This window comes from Acidobacteriota bacterium, from assembly GCA_003696075.1.
In the GTDB taxonomy this organism is placed as follows: domain Bacteria; phylum Acidobacteriota; class Polarisedimenticolia; order J045; family J045; genus J045.
In genome coordinates this window covers 12,289-35,590 of sequence record RFHH01000138.1, presented here as the reverse complement: position 1 = coordinate 35,590, position 23,302 = coordinate 12,289, and the positions used below count along the sequence as shown (strand labels likewise).

19 protein-coding genes are annotated in these 23,302 nt (G+C 72.3%); 9 read left to right on the top strand and 10 right to left on the bottom strand.

Features of this window, described 5'->3' with window-relative positions; translation table 11 throughout:
* The first annotated feature begins 124 nt into the window (after positions 1 to 124).
* The 4 genes from D6718_09530 (at position 125) to D6718_09515 (ending at position 4,193) form a co-directional block, all read left to right on the top strand.
* Positions 125 to 1,666 carry a wax ester/triacylglycerol synthase family O-acyltransferase gene (locus tag D6718_09530; protein ID RMG44732.1) on the top strand — a complete coding sequence of 514 codons (1,542 nt, stop codon included), beginning with the start codon at positions 125 to 127 and terminating at the stop codon, positions 1,664 to 1,666.
* Between the two features lie 169 nt (positions 1,667 to 1,835).
* Positions 1,836 to 2,831 carry a formylglycine-generating enzyme family protein gene (locus D6718_09525; protein ID RMG44731.1) on the top strand — a complete coding sequence of 332 codons (996 nt, stop codon included), beginning with the start codon at positions 1,836 to 1,838 and terminating at the stop codon, positions 2,829 to 2,831.
* Complete coding sequence (locus D6718_09520) at positions 2,828 to 3,187, top strand: hypothetical protein (protein RMG44730.1); 360 nt, start codon at positions 2,828 to 2,830, stop codon at positions 3,185 to 3,187. Before D6718_09525 ends, D6718_09520 begins: the two co-directional genes overlap by 4 nt.
* Positions 3,188 to 3,299: 112 nt before the next feature.
* Positions 3,300 to 4,193 (top strand): hypothetical protein, encoded by an 894-nt coding sequence (locus D6718_09515; protein RMG44729.1) that lies wholly within the window; start codon positions 3,300 to 3,302, stop codon positions 4,191 to 4,193.
* A gap of 99 nt (positions 4,194 to 4,292) precedes the next feature.
* Here D6718_09515 and D6718_09510 read toward each other — a convergent pair whose 3' ends face one another.
* Both D6718_09510 and D6718_09505 read right to left on the bottom strand, forming a co-directional pair.
* Positions 4,293 to 7,787 (bottom strand): hypothetical protein, encoded by a 3,495-nt coding sequence (locus tag D6718_09510; protein RMG44728.1) that lies wholly within the window; start codon positions 7,785 to 7,787, stop codon positions 4,293 to 4,295.
* 71 nt (positions 7,788 to 7,858) lie between these two features.
* Positions 7,859 to 9,118 (bottom strand): GNAT family N-acetyltransferase, encoded by a 1,260-nt coding sequence (locus tag D6718_09505; protein RMG44727.1) that lies wholly within the window; start codon positions 9,116 to 9,118, stop codon positions 7,859 to 7,861.
* Between the two features lie 174 nt (positions 9,119 to 9,292).
* On the opposite strand from D6718_09505, the gene D6718_09500 reads away from it, so the two are divergent.
* The 3 genes from D6718_09500 to D6718_09490 are packed head-to-tail and all read left to right on the top strand — an operon-like array spanning position 9,293 to position 11,081.
* Positions 9,293 to 9,883 carry a sigma-70 family RNA polymerase sigma factor gene (locus tag D6718_09500; GenBank protein ID RMG44726.1) on the top strand — a complete coding sequence of 197 codons (591 nt, stop codon included), beginning with the start codon at positions 9,293 to 9,295 and terminating at the stop codon, positions 9,881 to 9,883.
* Positions 9,880 to 10,326 (top strand): hypothetical protein, encoded by a 447-nt coding sequence (locus D6718_09495; GenBank protein ID RMG44725.1) that lies wholly within the window; start codon positions 9,880 to 9,882, stop codon positions 10,324 to 10,326. Before D6718_09500 ends, D6718_09495 begins: the two co-directional genes overlap by 4 nt.
* Positions 10,323 to 11,081, top strand: coding sequence for a PDZ domain-containing protein (locus tag D6718_09490; GenBank protein ID RMG44724.1), 759 nt, complete (start codon positions 10,323 to 10,325; stop codon positions 11,079 to 11,081). The genes D6718_09495 and D6718_09490 overlap by 4 nt, the downstream gene beginning before the upstream one ends.
* A gap of 34 nt (positions 11,082 to 11,115) precedes the next feature.
* Here the strand turns inward: D6718_09490 and D6718_09485 are convergent, their stop codons facing one another.
* The 5 genes from D6718_09485 to D6718_09465 form a co-directional block, all read right to left on the bottom strand.
* Complete coding sequence (locus tag D6718_09485) at positions 11,116 to 11,763, bottom strand: hypothetical protein (GenBank protein RMG44723.1); 648 nt, start codon at positions 11,761 to 11,763, stop codon at positions 11,116 to 11,118.
* Positions 11,764 to 12,168: 405 nt separating this feature from the next.
* Positions 12,169 to 14,181: a hypothetical protein gene (locus D6718_09480; GenBank protein RMG44722.1), complete on the bottom strand. Its 2,013-nt coding sequence runs from the start codon at positions 14,179 to 14,181 to the stop codon at positions 12,169 to 12,171.
* Complete coding sequence (locus tag D6718_09475; GenBank protein RMG44721.1) at positions 14,129 to 14,890, bottom strand: glycosyltransferase; 762 nt, start codon at positions 14,888 to 14,890, stop codon at positions 14,129 to 14,131. The genes D6718_09480 and D6718_09475 overlap by 53 nt, the downstream gene beginning before the upstream one ends.
* A gap of 2 nt (positions 14,891 to 14,892) precedes the next feature.
* Positions 14,893 to 15,927 (bottom strand): ABC transporter permease, encoded by a 1,035-nt coding sequence (locus tag D6718_09470; protein ID RMG44720.1) that lies wholly within the window; start codon positions 15,925 to 15,927, stop codon positions 14,893 to 14,895.
* Positions 15,928 to 15,931: 4 nt separating this feature from the next.
* Positions 15,932 to 16,921, bottom strand: coding sequence for an ABC transporter ATP-binding protein (locus tag D6718_09465; protein ID RMG44719.1), 990 nt, complete (start codon positions 16,919 to 16,921; stop codon positions 15,932 to 15,934).
* A gap of 41 nt (positions 16,922 to 16,962) precedes the next feature.
* Here D6718_09465 and D6718_09460 point away from each other — a divergent pair, with 41 nt between their 5' ends.
* Positions 16,963 to 17,856 carry a hypothetical protein gene (locus D6718_09460; GenBank protein RMG44718.1) on the top strand — a complete coding sequence of 298 codons (894 nt, stop codon included), beginning with the start codon at positions 16,963 to 16,965 and terminating at the stop codon, positions 17,854 to 17,856.
* Between the two features lie 16 nt (positions 17,857 to 17,872).
* Here the strand turns inward: D6718_09460 and D6718_09455 are convergent, their stop codons facing one another.
* The 3 genes from D6718_09455 to D6718_09445 all read right to left on the bottom strand — a co-directional run bounded on the left by D6718_09455 (position 17,873) and on the right by D6718_09445 (position 21,508).
* Positions 17,873 to 18,964, bottom strand: a complete 1,092-nt coding sequence (locus D6718_09455) for a 3-deoxy-7-phosphoheptulonate synthase (GenBank protein RMG44717.1) — start codon at positions 18,962 to 18,964, stop codon at positions 17,873 to 17,875.
* A 220-nt stretch (positions 18,965 to 19,184) separates the two neighbouring features.
* The gene (locus D6718_09450) at positions 19,185 to 19,937 is read right to left on the bottom strand and encodes a ParA family protein (protein RMG44716.1); all 753 of its coding nucleotides are present in this window, start codon (positions 19,935 to 19,937) and stop codon (positions 19,185 to 19,187) included.
* On the bottom strand, positions 19,934 to 21,508 hold the full coding sequence (locus D6718_09445) for a CHAD domain-containing protein (protein ID RMG44715.1): 1,575 nt from the start codon (positions 21,506 to 21,508) through the stop codon (positions 19,934 to 19,936). The genes D6718_09450 and D6718_09445 overlap by 4 nt, the downstream gene beginning before the upstream one ends.
* Positions 21,509 to 21,599: 91 nt before the next feature.
* On the opposite strand from D6718_09445, the gene D6718_09440 reads away from it, so the two are divergent.
* Positions 21,600 to 23,300: an aldehyde dehydrogenase family protein gene (locus tag D6718_09440; protein RMG44714.1), complete on the top strand. Its 1,701-nt coding sequence runs from the start codon at positions 21,600 to 21,602 to the stop codon at positions 23,298 to 23,300.
* Positions 23,301 to 23,302: the final 2 nt, after the last annotated feature.

The following is a 23,302-nucleotide window of genomic DNA, read 5'->3' as shown; positions in this document are numbered from 1 at the left end:
GTCGCGGCCGCCGCACCGGCTGCCGGCTGCATCGCCAGCGCGAGGACCCCGTTTCCGACGACGCCCGCTCGGGAGAGGCCCGCGACCCCACCGGCGCGATGCGGGCGGATCCCTCCCGGCCGCGATGCCGTGCAGCGCGGGCGGCGGGGAGGGCGGCGTTCGCCCGGGCATCGCTCTCTTCGATCCCGGGGCGGATGCGCCGCAGGCGGTTCACACGGAAGGTGCTGGCCTGCCGCGTGCCGGCGTGCGGGGCCGGGCGGTGACGCGCTCGACCCGCCGGCGGGAAGGAGCACTGCCGCGGCTCGCCGGCGCCGAGCCGCTCTCGGGTCCCGACCGCGCTTGGCTCCGCATGGACGAGCCGACGAACCTCATGATGGTCAGCGGCGTTCTCGTCTTCGACCGGGAGCCGGACCGTGCCGAGGTCGAGCGGCTCATCAGGGACCGGCTGTGGTCCATCCCCCGTTTTCGCTGCCGCGTGGGCCGAGATCGGCGGGGCCGCCCCGCTTGGATCGAGGATGCGCAGGCCTCCCCGGCCCGGCATCTCCGCGAGGAGGTCCTTCCGGCTCCGGGAGGTGACGCGGAGCTGGCCGAACTCGTCAGCGCCCTGCTCGGGACGCCGCTCGACATGGAGGCGCCCCCGTGGTGCTTCCATCTGGTCCGGAACTACCGCGGCGGCGGGGCGCTCGTGGCCCGGCTCCACCACTGCATCGCGGACGGGATCGCGCTGATGCTGCTGCTGCTGTCCCTGACCGACCGCGAGGGTCGCTCCGGAGCGAACCCGCTCTTCGAACTCTTCCGGAGGCGGGAGGGGGACGCGGCGACGGCGGAGCGGCTCGTCGCCGAAATGCTGCCGGACGCGATGAAGCTCCTCGCCCGGCCCGCTCGGATGCGGCGTGCGGCCCCCTGGCCCGTCCGGGCGGCCGCGTTTGCCGCCGCGCTCACCCGCCTGGCGCTGCGCCCTCCCGATCCGCGGACGCCTCTCAAGGGGCGGCTCGGCACCGCGAAAAGGGCCGCGTGGTCGGGCCCCATACCGCTCGAGCCGATCCACCGCGCTCGCGAGCGCTGCGGCGGCACCGTGAACGACATCCTCCTGACGGCGGTGGCCGGCGGACTCGGGCGCTACCTGAGGGCGAAGGGATCCGTTCCGGTCCGCATGAGCGTCCGCGCCACGGTTCCGGTGAACCTCCGGCCCCTCGAGCGCATGTGGGAACTGGGCAACGAGTTCGGGCTCGTCTTCCTTCCGCTGCCGATCGGGGTGGCCGATCCGGTGGAGCGCTTCCGCATCCTGCGCCGCCGGCTCTCATCGCTCAAGCGCTCGGCGGAGCCGGCGGTCGTCGAGACGCTCCTCCGCCTGGTGTCGCGCGTCCCGCGTGCCGTGCAGTCCGGGGTCGTCAGGGCCTTCGCCACCAAAGCCACGACGGTGGTGACCAGCGTGCCCGGTCCCCGGCAGCCGCTTTCTCTCGCCGGGCGCCCGATCACCGGGATGTTCTTCTGGGTGCCGCAGTCGGGTCGCCTGGGGCTCGGGATCAGCATCTGCAGCTATGCGGGGTCGGTGCGCCTCGGTGTCGCCTCCGATGCGCGGTTGATTCCCGATCCGGAGCGGATCGTGCGCGAGATCGAGCAGGATCTCGACGAGACGACGGAGCGGCTCGCCGCGCCGGCGTAGCACCGCTCCGTCGACCGATCGGGGGCCGCCGCTCGCTCCTTCCCGGTCCTTCCAGCGGATCTCCTTCCGTTTCAACGGAATCACGGCACGAGCTCCTGCCCGCGAGGGGTGGCACCGGACTTGCCAGAAGGGGGGCGGTCCCGCCGCTATCGGAGCGGGTGGAGGTGCCATGCTCGGACGATCCCCGATCCTTTTCCTCGCCGCTGCCTCGGCGGCGGTCGTGGCTCTCGCGCTCGGCACCTCGGGCGGCTCTTCTCCGCCGGGAGCGCCCCAGGTGCTCGTCCCGGGCGGCCGGATCGCCCTCGGCTCGGAGATCGGTCCCGACGACGAGCGTCCCGTCCACGAAGTGGTGCTCTCGCCGTTCGCCCTCGACCGCTACGAGGTGACCAACCGCGAGTTCTCCCGGTTCGTCGACGCGACCGGGTACGTGACCTCCGCCGAGCGCAAGGGGTACTGCTGGGGTTATCGGCCGGGGGAAACCGCCTTCGAACCGGTTCCGGGAGCCGATTGGCGCCATCCGGACGGCCCCGGCTCCACGATCGCAGGCCGCGAGGACCACCCCGTCGTCTGCGTGAGCTGGTTCGACGCCCGGGCCTACGCGCGCTGGGCCGGCCGGCGCCTTCCGACCGAGGCTGAGTGGGAATACGCCGCGCGGGCGGGGTCGCCCTCGCACTTCACGGCGTTGCCGCACCAGCCGGGCAGGCCGGGAGCCCGCGCCGCACCGTCCGGTCCGGAACCGGCAGCGAAGCCGGCCGGGACATCGGCGGCGGCGCATGCGATGTCGGCAAGGGAGACCGTCGTCCCGGCCAACGTGTGGCAGGGTCCCTGGCCTCATCGCAACGACGCCACGGACGGCTACGAGCGTACGGCGCCGGTCGGCAGTTTCGCACCCAACGCGTGGGGGCTGTACGACATGATCGGCAACGTCTGGGAGTGGACCGCGGACTGGTACGACCCGGCCTACTACGCGAGGTCACCGCGGACCGATCCCAAGGGACCCGACAACGGAACGCTCCGCGTCGCTCGCGGCGGCAGCTGGTTCTGCAGCGCGGCCTACTGCGGTGCCTATTCCACGCATTACCGCGGCTCGAGCCCCCCGGACGAGGCGTTCACCAACGTCGGCTTCCGTTGCGCCGCCGATGTCCACTCCGAGGAAACGCGATGAAACCGAAAACGATCGTCACGGCGCTCGCCGCAGCGGCCACGCTCGTCTCGCTGGGCATGTGGGTCGCCACGGGACGCCACTACTACACGAAATTCGAGGTGGTCGAGACGGTGTCGGCGCCCGTCGACCCTTCCGATCCCCTGGCCGCCGCCGGGTTTTACGACGGGGCGAAGGTGGAGCGGACGGTGCGCCGCCCGGAGTTCCACCTGGGCCTTCTACCGACGCCGAAGGGGGTCCTCGACAAGAACGCCCTTTCGGTGCTTTCGCTCACCGCGCCGGCCTGGCTGCTCGCCGCCGGCATTCATTTCCTGGAGGTCGTTCGCCGGCGCCGCCGGGAACGCCTCGCCCGGGGCTGAGCCCCGGATCCCGCCCTGGAGACCCCAAGACGCCGCATTTCCGGATCCGGACCGCTTCGCGGCCGCGTCTTCGGGAGGCGCTTGCGGGTTCCGCGGCAAAGGAGCTTCGAAGATGAGAATCGCCAGGATCTATCCCCTCGCCGCTCTCGCGGCCGCCATGGCCCTGGCCGCCGCTGTCGTCCCCGGTCCGGCCGCCGCTGCACCGAAGTCGGCCAGCCGCCATCACCCGCGGGGCATGAATCCCTGCGGCGGCAAGGGACCCATCCGATTCGCCGTCGACGACCCGATGGGCCGCAATGTCGTGACGTTCAAGAGCGAGGCCCCCCTGGAGGACATCGTGGGCACGTCGAACGCGGTGTCGGGCTGGATCGAATTCGATCCCATGCACCCGGAGCGAGGCGCCCGCGGCGAGCTCACCGTTCCCGTCTCGAGCCTCAAGACCGGCATTCCGCTCCGGGATGAACATCTCCAAGGCCGCGACTGGCTCGATGCGGCGCGCCATCCCTCGATCCGGTTCACGATCGACGGCGTCCGAAATGTCAAGAGCTTGAAATCGTCGCGCGAGTTCAAGACCTACTCGATGGATGTCACCGGGAAGCTCACCGTTCGCGGAAGGACGAAGCGCGTGAGTTTCCCGGCCCGCGTCACCTACCTTCCCGAGAGCGAGAAGACACGCCAGAAGATGCCGGGAGACCTCCTCGCCGGCCGCGGCGAGTTCACCGTGCGGCTGGCCGATTTCGGGGTGACGGGGCCGGCTGGCGCGGATCTGATCGGAACGAAGGTCGGTCAGGAGATCTCGATCGGCGTGAGCCTGGTCGCCAGCAACGCGGCATCCGGGGCGGCCATGAACCCCTGCGGCGGGAAGTCGGGGATGAACCCCTGTGGAGGGAAGTCGGGGATGAATCCCTGCGGCGGGAAGTCGGAAATGAATCCCTGCGGCGGGAAGTCGGGGATGAACCCCTGTGGCGGGAAGTCGGGAATGAATCCCTGCGGCGGCAAGTCCTGAGCTCGGCTCCGGCCGATCCCGGCGGCCGGCCCATCGTGGCCCGGCGCGCGCCTTCGGTGTCCCGGGGCGGGGCGCGTGCCGGGCCGCCAGTCGCCGCACCTACCGGACGAGGTAGAAGTAGGACACCCCGTCCCGAAGAACGGGATCGTCGTACGAGCTTTCCGGCTCCTCGTCCAGAAGCGTCACGGGGTCGGTGGTGAACCTCGCATCGCGCGCCCTCCGCAGCGTGTACGGTGCCACCCCTCCCGTCCACTCGAGGTGCACCGTTCCGGCTGCATCGTCCCGCGTCACGGAGAGCGTGATCGGAGCCCAGGCGGGGCGGACGCGGAGCCTCACCGTCGCGGTTTGGAAGGGGCCGAGCGGCACGGCGGCACCGGTGCTGCCCACGCTCAGCGGGGTTCCTCCCTCCTCGTCCGCCTCGACCGATTCGGCATCGAGAATCTCGAACGTATCGGAGCTGACGGTGGCGGTCGTCGTCGAACCGAGCAGCTCGGTGAGCCTCACCACCACCCCGTCCCCATCGTCAGCGGGTTTGACCGTGTACATGCGGACGCCCGACGGCTCGGCTCGGAAGAAGGAGGCCGCGTCGTCGGGAAGATTGCCGGGCCGCCGACCGACCAGGCGGCTCCGGAGCGGAGTGAGCGCCTCGAACCCGAACGAACTGGCGGCCGCAGGATCGAAGGAGGGATCCGCGGCGCGGATGTGATGGGTGAAGTGATACACGTGAGGCGCGCCGGGCTCCACGTCGTACGGCCCGACATGACCGTCTTCGTACTCGTACTCGTCGCTCCGGTCGACCAGTCGGGAAAGCAGGAGAGCGTCACCGGTCGAATAGGAGGCCGATGCGAGACTCGACAGGTTCTCGAAATGATGGGCCACCGCGTTGTCGAGCGCGTAGAGCACGCCCGCGGTGGCATCGAAGAACGCGAGGGTGTGTTCGACATTGTGCCAGTCGAACACGCTGGGCCGAGCGAAGGAGTCGGCCACGGGATCCAGAAACCGCGTCGTCGTCTCGCTTCGGATCTGGAAGTCGTGGATGTCGAAGGGCATCGTAACCACGTAGGCCCGCGTACCGATGCTCTGGGGGACATACGGCATCTGGTCGCGGTCGAGCACGTTCTCGATCTCGACCCGATCCTCACCGCGATAGAGCCGGTAGTAGGTCCTCACGTGGGGGGTGCCCGTGCGGTCGACGACCAGCTCTCCCAAGAGCGGACCGGAGCTGCCCACGGTGACCGTGGCCGAGTCGGGCGGCTCCGCGACCGGCGGCTGCTGGCTGTCGTACTCCTGCTTCGTGTTCGAGGCCAGCTCGTTGAACCGGTAGGGGGATGCGGTATCGATCATCTCCCGCCCGCGCGTTTTGTCGTAGAGGCTGGTGATGGCGCCCGTCGCCGGGTCCACCTCGATGCGGTAGAAGTCGTTTTCGATGGCCGCCGGCGTCACGTCGAGCACGCCGTCCGGCACGGCCGAAGGGGTGCCCGGCAGGAGATCGTAGACGCGGTACCCGACGGCGGGAACCGATCGTGCGCGGAACAGCACCTCGCGGGTGGCGTCGAACCGCTGGAACGGTACCTCGACGCCGGTCCCTCGCTCGACGATCCGGAACTCGGTGTCGTAGAGCGAAGCGGGGAGGGCCTGACGAACCCAGCCGTCGCGAGTATGGCCCAGCGGGTTGACCGCCACGATCGCGTCGCCCGTGGCGGGGAGGTCCGCCAGCGCGCGGTCCAGGCCCTGGTCGACGAGCCGCGCGGCGGTGTCGCGGGCATCGCGGGCGTAGGAGAGGTGGATGCGGTTGTTCCGGTCCATCTCCTCGGGGGTGAAATAGCCCGGCCAGCCCCCGGCGCCCGAGTGCTCGTCCGATTCGATCATCTTCCGGTACATGAACCGGATGTCGTCGGCCGGGACGGGGTCACCGTCGATCGCGGCTCCCGCCGCGAGCAGCGCCTCCGCGGTCCGCGCGTCCCGGTGCGCCTCCCGCACCCAGCGCTGGGTGTTGGGGGCCCCCGCGTTGCTCGGTGACCACGCCGCGCCGAAATCGCCGCTGTAGGAGGGGAAGGCATCGGGGCCGTAGGTGGCCAGCATGTGGTCGAAAAACTCGTCGGGGTTGGCGAGGATGAACTTCGGGTTCTGGTAGGTCTGGTTCCACTGGTTGACAAGGTTCCTCGCCTTGAATCCCTGGTAGTGATTGTCGAAGCCGCGCATGAGCAGCATCTCGGGGAAGGGGTAGCCCGATTCCTCGACCTCCGGCAGCCGCTTCCCGAGCTTCTCGTGCAGATCGTCGAACGTGTCGAAGAAGGAAAAGCCCCAGTTGAACGCCTCGGCGTAACTGTCGAACGTGATCCACGCCAGAACGCGGCTCCCGTCCGGTCCGACCCACCAGAAGGGACGGTGCCCGTGGTCGGGAAGCGTCAGCTTCCCGCCGAACGAGGTGTTCATCCCGCCGATGTAGAACTCCACGCCGGCGCGGGAAAGCAGCTCGGGGAGTGCGAAGGTCGATCCCGGGACGTCATCGGTGATCCAGAAGCGGACCGGGATGCCGTGCTCGCGGCCGAACCGCGTCGAATAGTACAGGCAGCGGGCGAGCTCCTCGTGCCCCACTTTGGTCGTGTGCATGTTGGCGTAGCCGGCGGCGAGCCGGATGCGTCCCTCCCGCAGCCGGTCGATCATGCGCTGGTGTTCCGCCTCCGTCGAACGCTCCCACCAGCGGTCGAGCCACCAGCCGTTTTCGATCGTCCACCGGTAGTCCGGGGCGATGTCCATGTTGTCGAGAACCTGATCGAGATGCGTCTTGGCGAACTCCTCGATGTCGTCCGGAGGCTTGGTGAAGCCGATGTCGAGGTGGCTGATCTCCATGAGGTAGATCGTCTTGATCGACGAGTCGACCCCGATCGACATGTCCCCGAAGACGTCGAGGTCGTCGACCCACGTCTCCACGCCGGGATCGCCGTCGGCCGTCAACTCGAACCGGTGGACCCGCGCGATCGTGTCGCGGTCGTCGAGGAAGTCGAGGTCCCAACCGGTCGGCTCCGCCGTCGCACCTCCGTCCCAGACACGGCACCGGACCCGCGGATGCCCGCTGGGGTCGGACTCGATGGCCAGGCGGATCCAGCGCTTGCGGTTGTATGGGATGAGCCCGGCCGCGCTGGCCGCCATCTGGACCATCGCGTCCCCCTCCGAGCGCCACAGGGACACCGTGCCGTCGCCGGCCACGTGAAGGCGATACTTGCGCAGCTCCGGTGCCCGCTGCTCGAGGTCGAGATCGAAGATGTAGGTCCCGCTTCGCTCCGCCCGGTACTCGAAGGCGATCGAGAAGGTCTCGGCCGGGACCGGGTAGGCGGGATGCCTCGCCCAGTGCTTCGTGGGCGAGCTGGGGAACGGCCCCCTCCCGTCGGCGTAGAAGGACGTGTCCCCGCCGTCCGCTTTCTGCGTCCAGGGGGAGGGCTGGCCGAAGCCGTTCCCCTGCTCCCAGTCGGGGTCGAGGATTCCCTCGAAATCGTCGCTGTAGACGGTCCCGCTGCCGGGCGTGTACGCGAGTCCGGCACTCGCCGCGCAGGCTGCGGCCGCGAGCAGCGCGCCGACCACGTTTCTCGACATCTTCGCCTCCTCCCGGGACCGGACCCGGTCGGGAAAAGACTACGGCGGTCCGGCAGGAGAGGGAAGCCGGATCAGCGCGCGTCGGCCAGGCGGCGCCAGGCGCGCCGCAGCTCGTCGAACGCGTCCCGCCCGATCAGGAAGCGCAGCACCAGCGCCGGAGGGGCGCTCAGCGCGGCGCGAAGGCGGGCCAGCGACGAGCGCCAACCCGGGCGCAGGAGGGTCACCCGGATCGTGTGCCGCGTGCGGTCGGTCCAGCGGAACTTCCAGGCGTCGGTCCCGCGCAAGAGGTTCATCTCGCGATAGCCCCGCTCGATCAGCTTTTCCATGATCACCCCGGTCATGTAGAAACCGGGCGAGTATCGGTGATAGCGCGGTGCGAACCCCATTTGATAGCCGAAGTAGACGCCGTCGTGCAGGAATCCGTAGTGGGTGGCGATCGGCCGGCCCCCACTCATGAGAATGAACAGGGCGAGACCTCCCGAATCCGCGAGGCGTTCGATGAGATCGCGATGGAAGTCGAAGTAGGCGCGCCTCGAGAAGTTCCCCGAGCGGCCCCGCGACTCCATCCGGCGCTGGTGGAGATCCTTCAGGATGGCGGCGCCGTGCGCCGGCTCGAGGTCCGGACCGACCTCCCGCCAGCGGACACCCAGGTCGCGCTCGATCCGGCGGCGGCATCGACGCACGCGGTGCCGGAACTTGGCGGGGCGCATCGCCAGGTAGGTCTCGAACGAACCGGGCAGCGGCACGTACGGGCAGGTGGCCCGCCGTTCGGCGCTGAAAAAGATCCCGTAGCGCCTCGCCCAGACTCGCGCGATCCTGGGCAGGGACCCGTCCGGCGGGAGCTCGTTCAGGTCGGCGAAGTCCCACGTCGGGTCGGCCAGCACGTGAGGCGCCAGCGCTCGTGCCACCTCCTCCTCCCGGTCCGGTTCCACCAGGGCGTCGAGGAAGTCGGGATTGACCACGGCACCGGCGCCGACGTTGGAGAGAACCCGGGCGGTGCCGAAGCGGTAGCGGCGCCGCTCGACGTACAGGGGAACGATCGCCACCGGACGCCCGTCCGGCCCGCGGACCAGGTAGACGCGGCCCTGCTTTCCGTGGTGGAAGTGCTCCCACCACGTTCGCTGGAACTGCCAGGAGACAAAGATGTTCCGCGTCCGCGCCCGCGCCTCGAGCTCCCGCCAGGCCTCTCCGAGTGCGGGGAGCGGAACGCGCTCGACGCGCATCCGGCGCGGTCCGGACGCCGCCGGGTGCCGGAGGGCCGCCGCGGGCGCGGGACCCGGAGGGCTTTCCCGGCGCGGGATCGGCGGGTACGCGGCGGCGGGGCGGCTCAACGGCGACCTCCTGCGGGGACGGGCCGCCGCTCATCGTATCGCGGAGCCGCGACGGGCGCGCGGCTCCGGTTTGCCGGCCCGCCTTCCATCCCTTATGGGTACGGCCGCCGGCCCCAGCGGTCGAGCCGCTGCGGGAACCGGATCGGCGGAAGCGGCGTTGTAGCGGACGAGAGGATGCCCCGGCAGCCCACGGACTCCGAGCTGGTGGCCCGGACCCGGGCCGGGGAGGAGCGTGCGTTCGCCATGCTGGTGGACCGCCACAAGGATGCCCTCGTGGGGTACCTGACCCGCATGTCGGGCTCGCATGCGATGGCGGAGGATCTGGCGCAGGAGACGTTTCTGGCCTTCTATCGCCACCTCCCGCGCTACCGGGAGGACGGGCGGCTGCGGGCGTTCCTCTTCACGATCGCGACCAACCTCCTCCGATCCGCCGAGCGCCGGGAGCGCCGTCGGCGCCTGCTGGGCGCCTCGCCGGAGCCGGCTCCCGAGGAGGGCGGGCCCTCCGGCGGGATCAACGGGCGGCGGGCCGGGCCGGAGGACGCGGTCTACCGCACGGAGCTCCGGAAGAGGCTCTCGGCGGCGCTGGCCGGCCTGCCGATGCGGTACCGCGTCCCCGTCGTGCTCCACGACGTGATGGGGTGGAGCCATGCGGAAATCGCCGGCCTGCTCGGTACGCGGGAGGGCACGGTGAAGTCGCGGATCTTCCGGGGCCGCGAACGACTGCGGGCCGAGCTGGCGTCATTGGCGGGAGGTCGCGAGCGATGAGCCGGAGCGGGGCGGACGGCCGCGAGCGGTCGGGCGATTGGCTGGCGCGGGAACTGGCCGAGCTTCCGGTCCCGGCGGCGGGGGAGGGCTTCACCGACTCGGTGATGCGCCGCCTGCGCGAGCAGCCGCGCCGCCGCACGGGACGCCGCGCTCTCGCGGTGGCGCTGGCCGCCGCCGCGATCGCGCCCGCGGCACTGTGGCTTGCCGGACGCGCCGCCGGAGAGCGGCCGCCGGCGCGGGCGGAGCGGCTCGCGGAGGAGGAGCGCCGACTCAGGCGGGAGCTCGAGGAACTCCGCCGGGCGCTCGAGGCGGAAGCCCCCGTCGTCTACCTGGGAGGGGACGAGCGGCTCGATCTCGTCGTCGATCTCGGGCGGCTCGCCGGGCGGGCGCGGGCCGCGGTCCGGCCCGCCTCGGCGCGGGCACGTCGGGTGGAGGAACGATGAGCAGCGCCCCGTTGAGCCGGAGAATCGCGGGGGGAAGCTTCCGGACGGCTTTCGCATGGGGGCTCGTCCTGGCGGCCGTGCTGCCGGTCATCGCCGCGCGGGACGATGCGCCGCGAGACCTTCGGGTTTTCGGCTCGCCGGACGGCAGCGTCTTCGTGCTGGAGGAGGGCCGGGAGGGCCGGCGCTTCCCGGTCGAGTGGCTCACGGCCGTCCGGAACCGGAACTTCCTGGGGGTGAGCTACCTGCCGCTCACCCCGGAGCTGCTCCGTCACTTCGGTGTCGCGGCCGAGGCCGGAGCGCTGATCGCGCGCGTCGATCCCGACTCGCCGGCCGGCCGCGCCGGGCTGCGCGTGGGGGACATCGTCAGCGCCGTCGGCGAGAAGCGGCTCACGGCGGACGGTTCGCTCGGCCGGGCCATCGCCGAGCAGCAGGCGGGGGCCAGGATCGAGCTCGAGGTGTGGCGGGAGGGGAAGCGGATGGAAGTTCCGGTGACCTTGGAGCAGCGCCCGCGCCCGTCGTTCGACGTCGGGAGGCTGATCTTCGACCGTTCCGAGCCCGTCCTGTTCCGCATCGCGCCCGAAGCCCTGGCCGAGGCCGAATCGCGGCTCCGGGCGATCTTCGACGACCCGGAGTGGAAGGAGAGGATGCGGGCCTGGCGGAACAACGACGAGCTTCGCCGCCGAATCGAGGGGTTGGAAAAGGAGCTCGAACGGCTGCGAGAGAAGATCGAGGCCGCGGAGCGGAGCGAGGACTGACCGGGGCAGCCCGCTGCCGCGCCGGAGCCCGGCTCTACCGGCTCTTCACGAGTTCCTCGAGGATCCGGACGGGCGGCTCCGGCGGGGACGTGTCGACCACGGGCACGCCGTGGGCTTCGGCCCGTTCGATCAGCCGGTCGTGGATGCGCCGGATCGCGGCGAAGTTGGCCAGATACCGCTCCGCCGGCCGTCCCGTGGCGCCGCCGCGCTCCAGAAACCGCTGCCGGTGAACCGCCTCGTCGCGGGTCGCCAGGAGGAGCACCACCTGGCGGGCGGGTCGCGGCAGGCCGTCGAGCGGGACCAGCGGCGGCCACAAGTGCACCCCCTCGACGATCATCCCCACCCCCTCCGAGACGGAGCGCTGGACGGCGGCCCGGACTCCGCGGAGCACGGTGCGCGACTGGCTGTCGAAGCCGGCGAGAGGCCCGGCGGACGGAGCGGTCCGGTCGCCCGTCTCGAAGCTGGAGCGGTGGAGCGTGGGGTCGGCGGCGGCCGGTACGAACGCCCGGAGGATCTCTCGAACCGCGTCGGTCGGGAGAACGCGGTGCAGTCCGAGCCGCGGGGCCAGCGCGAGGGCCAGGGTCGACTTTCCGGTTCCGGTGCCCCCTCCGATGTAGACGACGAGCGGACCGGTTCCCGGTGTCCCTGCGCTGCGATCGGAATCGCTCACGAAAGCCCCCATCCGGGACGCTCGGGCGCGCACTCTACCACGCGCGGGGGGAATTCCGGCCCTCGCGGCGCCCCTCCCGCGGGCGGGCGGGGCGACCGCTCCCCTTCCGGCAGCGGCGGCTCGCCGGACCGCCGGGAGCGAACCGGCGCTGCGAGTTCCTGCGGGAGGCGATGAGGGCTGGCCCCGCCGTGACGGGGATCGAGAATCGGCGGAGTCCGGGGCGGGCGGACCGGGCGGTGGAGCGGATCTCGCGAAAGGCGGCAGCGGGGCGGCTCCGCCGGCCGGGCGGGTCGGAGCACCGGCGAAGGGAAACGGGGCGGGTCGTCCAAGGGATCGGCGCGTTCCGGGCGGGGTCGACCGGACCGGCCGTTTCGGTGCGCCCCGCCGGCGGACACGGACTCCCCCCGCGGGCGAGCCTCAGCGCCCTTCCGCGAGCTCGTCGAGGAGCCCTTCGATGCGACGCTCGAGGCCGGGGCCGGGGTCGAGGGCGAGGGCGCGCCGCAGATGCCGGCGGGCAGCGCGGTTCTTTCCCCCGGCGGCGAGCGCGAGCGCGGCGTTGAAGCGGTAGATGGGCTCGCGCGGGTCGCGCGCGGCGGCCGCGAGGAACAGATCGAGCGCCGAACTCCACTCGCCGCGTTCGAGCAGCAGGCGGCCGAGGTTGTTCCGGTAGCTCGCTTGGGCCCGGTCGAGCGCCACGGCGCGGCGGTAGGCGGCCAGGGCTTCCTCGCCGCGCCCGGCCCGGGCTGCCACGGCGCCGAGGATCATGGCGGCGCGGGCCGAACCGGGCGCCGCGGCCGCGGCGCGGCGGGCCTCCGCCAACGCGCCGCGCAAGGCCTCGGGGTCGTGCGGGAGCCAACCGAGCGTCGTGTCGTGGGGCCGAAGCCACCGGTAAGGTTCGAGCCGCCCTGCGTCGCGCCCCGGATCCCGCACATAGACCATCGCGACGTCATCGAAGAAGACGAGGGAAAAATCGGGGCGGCGGGCGAGCGTCGCGGCGAACGCCGCGTCGTCGTACGACACGAGCGCGAACCGCACGCCGAGCTCGTCCAGCAACGCGTCGGTGGTCTTGCGCTGCGCCCAGGCCAGGAACCGTTCGTAGACCATCTGGCGGCCGTCGACCATCACCGACAGGCGGGGCCACGAGCGCCAGATCAGATAGCCTCCCAGAGCCCAGGAGTTGTACAGGGGGCCCTCGAGCCGCTTCGCCTCGATGAACTCCACGCAGGCGCGCGGAGCCGAGGTCCGGCCCATGCCGAGGCCCGGCTCGTACAACCGGCTCTGGTCGAGGTGGACCCACGACGCGTGAGGCGAGAGCAGGCGCACCGACACCCATCCCGCCGCCAGCGCCATGGCGGCGACACCTCCCGGCCCCGCTGCGAGGCGCGCGAGGTTCGGCGCGAACCGGCGCGCGGCCGGGCCGGCGCGGCGCGAGATCTCCGTGAGCGACCGGGCGACGATGGGCGCGGAGAGGACGGCGAACAGCCCCACGTTGCGGCGGGCGGCGGCCGCGAGCGCCAGCGCTCCGGCGAAGACGAGCCCGTCCGCCGCCGGCAGCCCGCGTGCCGTCAGCGCCAGGAGAAGCGCGGCCGCGGCGGCGAGCACGAAGAACGAGGCGTACCCGTCCCACCCGGGCGGAAGCCATTCCCGCGTCGGCGCCCGGGCGATCGCTTCGGCGAAGACCAGCCGGTAGGCGGGTGTGTAGATGAACGGTCCGAAGGGGTTCACCAGGGTGGCGGCGAACGCGGCGGCCGCCGCACCCGCGAGGTGCGCCGGCTTCCCCGGCCGGGACATCCGCCCCAGGCGCTCGTCGACGGCCGCCCCCGCGGCGTGCGCCGCGAGCAGACCGATGCCGGCGATGACGTAAGGATGCAGGTTCGCCCAGAGCAGCGCGAGCGGCGGCAGCGCGTACAGAGTCCGGAAGCTCCCCCGGTCGAGGAAGCGGCGGGCGAGGCCGTCGAACACGGGGATCAAGCCGAGCGTCGCCATCTCGGGGCGGACGTACATCCGGTGCCGGACGAGGACGAGCGCGTAGAGAAGCGCCCAGCCGACGGCGAGGCCGCGGCCGCCCCGGGCTCGCGAGGTCCACGCCAGCGCGCCGAAGACGCCTCCGTACCAGATCGCCTTGACCGCCACGAGACCGGCGAATCCGCCGGCGCGGTGGACGAGCGCCGCGAGCACTTCCCACAGCCAGGAGTAGTAGGCGTAGTACTCGCCGCGTGCGGTGTAGGAAAAAACGTCCGTCGAGGCGATCCGTCCGGTGCGCAGCGTCTCGTAGCCGTTGCGCAGGTGCCAGAAGAGGTCGGAGTCGGCGATCTTGAACGTCGCCGCGGCCACCGCAGCGACGACGACGAGCGCCGCGGCGACCGTTCCGGTGCGGTCAGGTCCGCCGGCTCCGTTTCGAATAGGCGGCGCGCACCCGGACGAGGTCATGGATGGCACGCAGCAGGTCCCACGGGCGCACCTTCGAGCCGGGCCGGTCGCGCCACACCGCGAGGGGGTGCTCGACGACCGCTTCCAGCGCCGGCCGGCCCCGTTCGGCCAGCGCGCGGTCGAATCTTATCAGCAGCTCGACGTCGAACGCCCAGCCGCTCAGGAACGGCTCGTCGAACAGTCCCCTTGTCGCCTCCGTGACCCGGAACAGCTTGGCCCCGCACTGGGTGTCGTAGACCGGCCATCCCAGCGTCCAGGAGGCCGCGGTGGCGAAGATGCGGCCGGCGTAGTGTCGCACGGCGCTCCGCTCGATCGTCCTGCCGAGCAGCTTGACGCGGGAGCCGAGCACGAGTGCGATTTCGGGACGGCTCTCGAGAACGGCCCGCAGTTCCCCGACGGCCTCGAGCGGCGTGGAGAGGTCGGCGTCCCAATAGCCGGCGAATGTGGGACCGGCCGCGAGCGCGGCGAGCATTCCGCGCCGCACGGCCTCCGCCTTGCCGCGGTTGCGCTCGAGACGGGTGAGGCGGGCCCGGCCGCCGGCCGCCGCGACGATCCTCTCCAGCAACTCCGGCGTGCCGTCCGAACTGCCGTCGTCCACGAACTCGAACCGGACGCGCGGATCCCGGTCGAGATGCGCCAGGAACTCGTCCCCGTCGAGGCGTTCCGCCTCGTCGAAGCAGGGGACCACGACCGCGGTGTCGACGGGCACGGTCAGCTCCACCGGAACCAGCGGAGCGCCAGGGCGAACGACACGGCCGTCCAGGCGCCGATCAGGGCGAGTTCGTGCGCCACCTCGGGAAAGCCCGCTCCCTCGAGCATCACCGCACGCAGGGCGTCGTTGACCGCGGTCAGCGGGAGGAGCTGAATGAGCGGCTGGAGAGGCGCGGGGAACCTCTCGGCGGAGAAGAACGTGCCCGACCCGATCCACATGGGGAGCATCACGAAGTTCATGATTCCCGAAACGCCCTCGATCGTGCGGGGCCGGGCGGCCACGAGCAGGCCGAGGCCCGCGAAGGCGAGTGCGCCGGCGAGGCAGACCGCCGCGAACGTGGCGAGCGGCCCGCGGAACGGCACGGAGAAAACCGCCCGCGCGAAGCCGACGAGCACGACCACCTCGGCGCCGAGGAAGACCAGCCGTCCCGCCATCTGGGCGGCAAGGTAATGGCTCCTCCGCATCGGCGCCGCCGCGAGGCGCTTGAGCAGCTTCTTCTGGCGGGCGTTCACCACCGAAAACCCGACCCCCCACATCCCGGTCCCCATGAGGTTCATCCCGAGGAGACCCGGGACCAGGAAGTCGATGTAACGCGCGCCGGGCGCCCGGACCTCCTCCACCCGAACCGGCGGACCGTCGAGCGGCCCGGACGCGCGGCGGAGGGCGTTCTCGACGGCGAACCGGGCGGCGAGGCTCTCCGGGCGCGCCGGGTCGAAGCGCACGGTCACCTCCGCACCCGGTTCGACGGAGGCCGCCGCCGCCCCGGTCCGCAGCCGCCTCAGCGCCTCCTCGGCCGGGAGGACCGCGCACTCGAGTTCCGGTGATCCGGCCAGCGCCCGCGCGAGCGGTGCGGCCCCGGCGCCTCCGACCACCGCGATGCGCAGCGGGCCGGCCCGCCGCTCCCGGAAGGCGACGCCGAGGGCCAGGGCCAGCAGTACGGGAAACACGAAGACCCAGAACAGCGCCTCCGGTTCTCGTACGAACTCGCGGATCCGGAAGAGGGTCAGTTCGATCAGCGGGTGCGGCCGGGACACGCGCTCAGCCCTCCCGCAGGTGGCGCCCGGTCAGCGCCACGAAAACGTCCTCCAGCGTCGCATGGTGCATCGCGAGTCGCGTCAGCCGGGCGCCGGACCGATGGAGAGCGGCCAGGATCGAGGGAAGGGAGTTGTGCGGCTCGCGCAGCGTCAGCCGCAGGCCGCCCTCCACCGCGGTCACCGAGGAGACGCCGGGGGCGCCGGCCAGCTTCTCCGGCGGCAGCGGGTGCTCGGTGGCCAGCTCCAACACGTGCTCCGCCCCCAGCGACGCCACCAGCTCGCGGGGCGTCCCGTGCGCGATGATCCGCCCCCGGTCCATGATCGCGACGCGGTCGCAAAGACGCTCGGCTTCCTGCATGTCGTGAGTGGTGAGGAGCACCGTTCCCCCCGCCTCCCGGAAGCGGCTCACGACGTCCCACATCGCGAGTCGGGCCTGCGGGTCGAGGCCGGTGGTCGGCTCGTCGAGAAAGAGAAGTTCCGGCCGGCCCACCAGCGCGCAGGCGAGGGAGAGCCGGCGCCGCTGTCCCCCCGACAGCCGTCGCACCTGGACAGCGGACTTTTCCTGGAGCGAGACCAGCTCGATGGCACGGTCGATCTCCAGCGGTTCGGGGTAGAAGCTGGCGAACAGTCGCACCGTCTCGCGGACCGTCAGCTTCTCGGGAAGGGAGGTCTCCTGGAGCTGGACGCCGAGGCGCCGGCGGAGGTCGGCGCCGGCCTCCTCCCAGGTTCGGCCGAGCAGTTCGATCCGCCCGGCATCCGGCCGGAGGAGGCCCTCCAGCACCTCGATGGTCGTCGTCTTGCCCGCCCCGTTCGGCCCGAGCAGTCCGAGGCAGCGGCCTCTCCGCACCTCGAGATCGATGCCGTCCACGGCGGTGAGCTCGCCGTAGCGCTTCACGAGACCGCGGACGAGAAGGGCGGCTCCGGGCACGCGGGCGATTCTACCGCGGCGTTCCGAACCGCCCGCGGGGTGGCGGCCGCGCGCGCGGGGCGGCATTCTGGGCGGCCCCGCGGAACGGCCCGCGGGAGGAGGCGACGATGCCGGGACGCGGGCAGGTGCGCGACCGTCGCCAGCCGGTGCCGCCGGGCCGGACGACGTTCGAGCTGACGCTCGGGCGACTCCGCGTGCGCCTGGTCGACCTTCCGACCTCCTGGGACCCGTTCGTCACCGAGCAGTACGCGCCCTTCGCCGAGGTCCCGCAGCCGGGGCGGGAGGCCGATCTGGTGGTGCGCTGCCGCGAGGAACCGGGGACGTTCGTGCCCTTGCCGCCGCCGGGGGAGATCACGCGCCTCCTTCTCGAGCGCGAGGGGCCCCGCCGCTTCTCGGTCCGCTCCCACTGGCAAAAGGGCTATCTCGATCTGGATCGCGGCGAGGGAGAGCTGGTCCTGGGAGACCGGGTGTGGGACCGGTTCAGCATGTCGGTGGAGAACTACCTCCGAATCGCCGCGCAGCTGGCCGCGATCGAGAAGGGAGCGTTCCTCCTGCACACGGCGGGGGTGCTGCATCGCGGCCGGGTCTACCTTTTCTTCGGGCCGTCGGGAGCCGGGAAGTCGACCGCTACGGCCCTGTCGGCTCCCCGCGAAGCGCTGTCGGACGACATGGTGCTGGTCGATACGGCGGCGCCCGTCACCGCGCACGCCGTGCCCTTCTTCATGGTCTATCCGCCGGAGAAGCGCCTGCGGGGAGCCTGGCCGGTCGCCGCCGCGCTCCGGCTCCGGCAGGCGGCCGAAGACCGACTGGAGCGGCTGTCTCCCGCGCGCGCGGTGGCGACCGTGGCCGCCAGCGTTCCGTTCGTCCACGAGTTGGGGCTGTCGCACGAGGGGCTCACCCGTCTCGTCGCCGCGTTCTGCCGAGAGGTGCCCGTGTGCGACCTGCACTTCACCAAGAGCGCCCGGTTCTGGCGGGTGCTCGAGCAGGAGCTCGGCGCGTGACGGCGGGATGCCGATCTCAGGTGGAGGCTGTCAGCGACTCGTACAGGGCCCGCACGCGGCGCGCGTAATCGAGCAGCCGGGGAAGCTCGTCGAGGGTGAGCGCCTGCGCGCCGTCGCAGAGTGCCGCCTCCGGCCGCGGATGGAAATCGATGAGCACCATCGACGCCCCCGCGATCACGCCCTGGCCGACCGCATGGAAGATGTCCGGTAGCCCGTCCGGCGCCCGGTCCCGCCGCCCCACGCTGTGCGAGGGGTCGATGCAGACCGGCAGGCGAGTCTGGCGGCGGACCACCGGGACGTGGGCGAAGTCGACCAGGTTCCGGTGCGGATCGCCGAGGTGGGTCTTGACGCCGCGGAGGCAGAACACGATCCGGTGGTTCCCTTCGCTGGCGATGTACTCGCAGGCGTTGAGGGACTCCTCCAGCGTGATCCCCATGCCCCGCTTGAACAGGACGGGGAACTCCTGGGCCTGACCCACGGCCTTCAGGAGCTCGAAGTTCTGAGCGTTCCGGGTGCCGATCTGGAGCATGACACCGGTGGGATGGCCGGTCCGTTCGAGCGCTTCGCGGATCTCCTCGATGTGCCGCGCCCGGGTCACCTCCATCGCGATCACCCGCACCCCGTGCCGACCCGCCGCTTCGAAGACCCACGGCAGGCAGGCGGCGCCCAGGCCCTGGAAGTCGTAGGGGCTCGTGCGCGGCTTGTAGGCCCCCATGCGGGTGGTGACCACACCGTTCGCCTCGAGGGCCGCCATCATCGCTTCGACATGCTCCGGCGTGTCCACCGCGCACAGGCCGGCGAAGACCTGGAGCCGGTCGGGGCCGATCCTCACGCCGTTGTACTCGAACCCCTCCGGGTCGCCGTCGCCGTGCCGGCCGATCACGCGGTACTTGGTGGAGACGCGGACCACGCGCCGCACGCCGGGCATCGCCTCGAACGGCTCGGCGGGAACCTCTCGCGTCGACCCGATCAGGTGGATCTCGACGACGGTGTCGCGGGAGCCGCGGAAGACGTGCCGGCGCGGCTCGACGCCAGGAAAGCGCAAGGCGAGCGCTTCGACCGCGGCGGCGGCCGACTCGGGAGCGTTCGGCTCGAGGGTGATCACCATCCGGCGGCAAACATACGGCCGGGGGCCGGCTCCGCCCACGCCGGGTCTCCCCGGGCGTTCCCGCGGCGCCGGTCCCGCCGCCCGGCAGGACGCTTTCGGCCTGGACCCGCCGACGAGGCCGAGCTCGGCCCCGGGGGCAGGGAGCCGGACCGCCCGGCGCGGCGCCGGGCGGGAGCGGCGTCGCGCTCCGGCCACGGCCCGCTTTCGGATCCCGGCCGGTTCAGGAGGGCGGGAGCCGGGAGAGGATCTCCAGCCACAACTCCTCGTAGGCCCGGGCCTGCGCGCTGTTACGGGCGAAGACCGGGACGGGCGCCCGGTAGACGCCCATCTGCTCGACGACGCTCGAGTAGGGGATTTCCGACCTCAGGAAGCGGGGCGAAGCGGCGCGGGCCCTCGCGCGGATCACCCGGTGAAGCGCCTTCCGGCGGTCGACCATGCAGAAGAACGGCAGGAGGAGCGGCGGCCGGGCCGGACCGTCGCGTTCGAGGTGGTCCTCGAGCTGCTCGAGCGTCCGGAGGGAGAGGGTCGTGGGGATGGTGGGGACGAGCAGCACGTCCGCCGCCCTGAACAGGCTCTCCGACACCAGCGAGATGCTCGGCGCGCAGTCGATGAAGACGCGTTCGTACTCCGCTTCGAGCGGTTCGAGAAGGGAACGAAGCTGGCCGGCCGGGGCCGCGGTCGTCGCCAGGGCCAGGTCGAGGTGCCGGTAGGACAGATCGGCCGGGAGGAGGTCGAGATCCTCGAAATCGGTGGCGCGGACCAGCTCGGCCGCCGGGAGACGGCCGCAAGCGAGATCCTCTCCGGCCCCCTCGACGCGCGGCCGGATCCGGAAGTAGAAGCTGGCGGCTCCCTGCGGGTCGAGATCCCACAAAAGCGTCCGCACGCCGTCGCGGGCCGACAGATAGGCCAGGTTGACCGCCGTGGCCGTCTTGCCGACACCGCCCTTGATGTTGTAGGTGGCGAAGACGATCACGGTTCGTCCGGCTCCCGCGCCGCCCGGCCGCTTTCCGCCGCCTCCGCGAGTCGCCCTTCGGCCTCCTTCGCCGCCTCCCTCGCTGCCGCGTGGAGATGTTCGACCACCCGGCCCGCGGCGATCAGCGCCGCCGGTCCGGCCTCCATCCGGCTGGCGGCGCCGGCCACCGAGGCGGCGACCGACGGGAGCCTCGCCGCGCGCTCGAGCGCTTCCGCCAGCCGGCGGGCGGCCTCGAGGCGCCCTTCCAGGCGGTCGGGGGGAATCAGGCCGGCGAAGAACTCGAGGAGGTGGGCGAGAGCGCGGGCGGCTCGCGCCGCCAGGGCGCGGGCCTCGGGCGTGCGCTCGGCGAGCGCGGCCGCGGACCTCTCCACGAGATCGGTCCGCGCGCGCCGGAGGGCGGCGCGCGCCCATTCGGAGGCGGGCCGGGCGCTCCGGGGCCAATCCCCGCCGGGAAGAAGGCAGCGCTCCCACTCGCGCCCGAGATCCGCGTAGCGCTCGCCTTCGAGAACGGCGCGCAGCTCCTGCGCCGCGTTCGCGCGCGCCTTTTCGAGCGCCGCGTCGAGCGGCTCGAGCTCGCGCTCCGTCTCCGGCGCCTCCCGGAGCCGGAACGTCCGGACGGCGAGCAACGCTTCGGTGGCCGCGGCGGCCGGCTCCGTCCGCTCGAGCAACCACGAAAACTCGGGAGCGAAGCGCACGGCCGCTTCCGGCAGCGCGTCCGCCAGCGCCGCCGTCGCGGTGACGGTCCGCGCGACGGCGCCGCGGAACTCTTCGAGGAACAGCGGGTCGAGATCGTCGCGCAACCCCGGCTCCACCGCGCGGATCGATCGTGCGAGAACCGCCAGGACGCGGCGCACCGCTTCACCGGCGGGAATCCCGGGAAGCAGGGGAACGCGCAGCCGGCCGCGCGGGCGGGCAGGTTCGCGGCCGAGCGCCCGCAGGCAGGCGGCGAGCTCGGCCGGCTCGTCCCGCTCGAAACCGAAGCTCCGCTCGATCCCGGCCGCCAGCGCCGCCGCCTCCTCGGCATAGCCGCGGAGCGGGAGCACCCGGAGGCGCCAGGGCAGCGTCCGCTCCGGCTCGGAGGTTCCGGCGCCGAGCCGCACGCGGAGCCGCTCGAGCCGCAGGCGCGCGAACGTCTTGCGTTCGTCGTTCAGAGCCCGAAAACCCCTCGATTCCGACGAGACCTCCACCACCGGGAGGAGGCGCCGCATTCCCGCCGCCTGGAGGAGCGCGTCGCGAAGCGGGCCGGGCGGGACGTCCCAGGCGAAGCGGGGCACGTCCTCGACCCACGTCCGGTGGCGGACGGAGCCGGAGGCGTCCTTCCAGCGGAGCAGCGCCCCGTGCGGGTTCCGACGCAGGTCGAGCGTGGCGCCGGCCGCGAACAGGCGCCCGTCCCACGTGTCGAGGTAGGTGTACCGCTCGGAGAGGTCCTCCTCGCGCTGGACGGGGAACCGCTTGGCCAGGTTCTGCGCCAGCTCGTCGGGCGAGGCCCCGGCGGGCAACCGGAAGGTCCAGGAGGTCGTCATCGGAGAGATCCCCGCGGGAACGCGCCGGTCGACACGGCGGCGGATCATAGCACGGGCGGCGGGAACGCCGGCCCGCGCGCTATCGTAGGCGGCGGGCGCGCGGGGATCCGCGGAGCGGGCGATGAGCCGATCGGAATCAGTGGCGGGGATCCGTCACCACACGCCGCTCGCGGCGACGCCGCGCGACGAGCTCGACCGGACGCTCGAGCGGCTCCGTTCCCGGGCGGCCGCGTGGGCCTCTCTGGACGCCCGCGCGCGGGCCCGCTACCTGAGGGCCGCCGCCGCCGAGCTGGTCCGCGTCGCTCCGGATTGGGTCGCGTGGGCGGTGCGGGAGAAGGGGGAGGATCCCGCCGGGCCGGTAGCGGGCGAGGAGTGGATCAGCGGGCCGATGGTCACGGTCCGCTTCATCAGGCTCCTCGCGGAGAGCCTGGAGCGCGCCCGGTGGGACGCGCCCCGCGCGGCTCCGCGCCCCGGCGGCCGCTCGTCGGTGCCGGTCTTTCCGGAAACGCTGTACGAGCGGGCTCTTTATCCGGGGGTGTCGGCGGAGATCTGGTTCGGGCCGGGAGTCCCCCCGTCGCGCGGCGCTCCGTACCGCCGCGGCGACCCTCCCGCTCCCCCCGGCGTGGCGCTCGTTCTCGGCGCCGGCAATGTCGGATCGATCGCGCCCCTCGACGCTCTCGATCAGCTCTTCGTCCACGGGCGGGTGGCGGTCGTCAAGATGAACCCGGTGAACGCCTACCTCGGGCCGCTGCTCGGACAGGCGTTCCGCTCCCTCGTCGGAGAGGGGTTCCTCGCCTTCGTGTTCGGGGGCGCGGAGGCGGGGGCCTACCTGGCGCGGCACGAACTCGTGGACGCCGTCCACCTCACCGGGTCGGCGGCGACGTTCGAGGCGCTGGTCTGGGGCGCTACGCCCGAGCAGCGCCGCCGGCGCAAGGCCGCCGGGCGGCCTCTCCTGGACAAGCCGGTCACCGCGGAGCTCGGCTGCGTGACGCCGGTGATCGTGGTCCCGGGACGATGGACTTCCGAGGAGCTCCGGTTTCAGGCGCGGCGCGTGGCCGCCATGGTGGCGCACAACGCGAGCTTCAACTGCAACGCCGCGAAGGTGCTCGTGCTGTCGCGCGACTGGTATCTCAGGGAAGCCTTCGTCGACGCCCTCGCGGAAGCGCTCCGCCGCATTCCGCCGCGGCGTGCCTACTACCCGGGAGCCCGCGAGCGCTACCAGCGGTACCTGAACGCCTATCCGGGAGCGCTGGTGCTCGGCGACGGCGACGACTCACGGCTCGCCTGGGCCGTCGTGCCGGACGTTCCGCCCGTCGCCGGCGAGCCGGCGCTCAGCGAGGAGGCCTTCTGCGGCGTGATCGCCGTTTGCGCACTCGACGCCGGCGGCACCGGCGATCCCGAGGCGTTTCTCGACGCCGCGGTGCGGTTCGCGAACGAATCGATCGCCGGCACGCTGTCGTGCGCGCTGCTCGTCGATCCGCGCACGGAGCGCGCGCTGGGCGCTCGGCTCACCGAGGCGGTCGCGCGGCTCTGGTACGGGGGTGTCGGCATCAACCTGTGGCCCGGGGTGATCTTCGGCCTCGGGACGACCACCTGGGGGGCCTTCCCCGGCCACACGCCGGAGTCGGTCGGCTCCGGACTCGGCGTGGTGCACAACGCGCGGCTGTACGATCGGCCCGAGCGAAGCGTCGCCCGCGCCCCGTTCGTTCCGCCGCTGACGCCGCCCTGGTTCGCCGACTTCCCGGGAGGCGCTCGCCTGGGGCCGCGGATCACCCGGTTCGAGGCCGCGCCCTCGGCGTCGGCGCTGCCCGGTCTGCTCGCGGCGGCGCTGTGGAGTTGACG

Excerpts from the sequence above, each read along its gene's own strand:
- D6718_09445 (RMG44715.1), bottom strand. The coding sequence starts at position 21,508 with ATGATCCGCCGCCGTGTCGACCGGCGCGTTCCCGCGGGGATCTCTCCG.
- D6718_09480 (RMG44722.1), bottom strand. The coding sequence starts at position 14,181 with ATGACCTCGTCCGGGTGCGCGCCGCCTATTCGAAACGGAGCCGGCGGA.
- D6718_09525 (RMG44731.1), top strand. The coding sequence starts at position 1,836 with ATGCTCGGACGATCCCCGATCCTTTTCCTCGCCGCTGCCTCGGCGGCG.
- D6718_09455 (RMG44717.1), bottom strand. The coding sequence starts at position 18,964 with ATGGTGATCACCCTCGAGCCGAACGCTCCCGAGTCGGCCGCCGCCGCG.
- D6718_09465 (RMG44719.1), bottom strand. The coding sequence starts at position 16,921 with ATGCCGCCCCGCGCGCGCGGCCGCCACCCCGCGGGCGGTTCGGAACGC.
- D6718_09460 (RMG44718.1), top strand. The coding sequence starts at position 16,963 with ATGCCGGGACGCGGGCAGGTGCGCGACCGTCGCCAGCCGGTGCCGCCG.
- D6718_09495 (RMG44725.1), top strand. The coding sequence starts at position 9,880 with ATGAGCCGGAGCGGGGCGGACGGCCGCGAGCGGTCGGGCGATTGGCTG.
- D6718_09530 (RMG44732.1), top strand. The coding sequence starts at position 125 with ATGCCGTGCAGCGCGGGCGGCGGGGAGGGCGGCGTTCGCCCGGGCATC.
- D6718_09485 (RMG44723.1), bottom strand. The coding sequence starts at position 11,763 with ATGGGGGCTTTCGTGAGCGATTCCGATCGCAGCGCAGGGACACCGGGA.
- D6718_09520 (RMG44730.1), top strand. The coding sequence starts at position 2,828 with ATGAAACCGAAAACGATCGTCACGGCGCTCGCCGCAGCGGCCACGCTC.
- D6718_09515 (RMG44729.1), top strand. The coding sequence starts at position 3,300 with ATGAGAATCGCCAGGATCTATCCCCTCGCCGCTCTCGCGGCCGCCATG.
- D6718_09500 (RMG44726.1), top strand. The coding sequence starts at position 9,293 with ATGCCCCGGCAGCCCACGGACTCCGAGCTGGTGGCCCGGACCCGGGCC.
- D6718_09490 (RMG44724.1), top strand. The coding sequence starts at position 10,323 with ATGAGCAGCGCCCCGTTGAGCCGGAGAATCGCGGGGGGAAGCTTCCGG.
- D6718_09510 (RMG44728.1), bottom strand. The coding sequence starts at position 7,787 with ATGTCGAGAAACGTGGTCGGCGCGCTGCTCGCGGCCGCAGCCTGCGCG.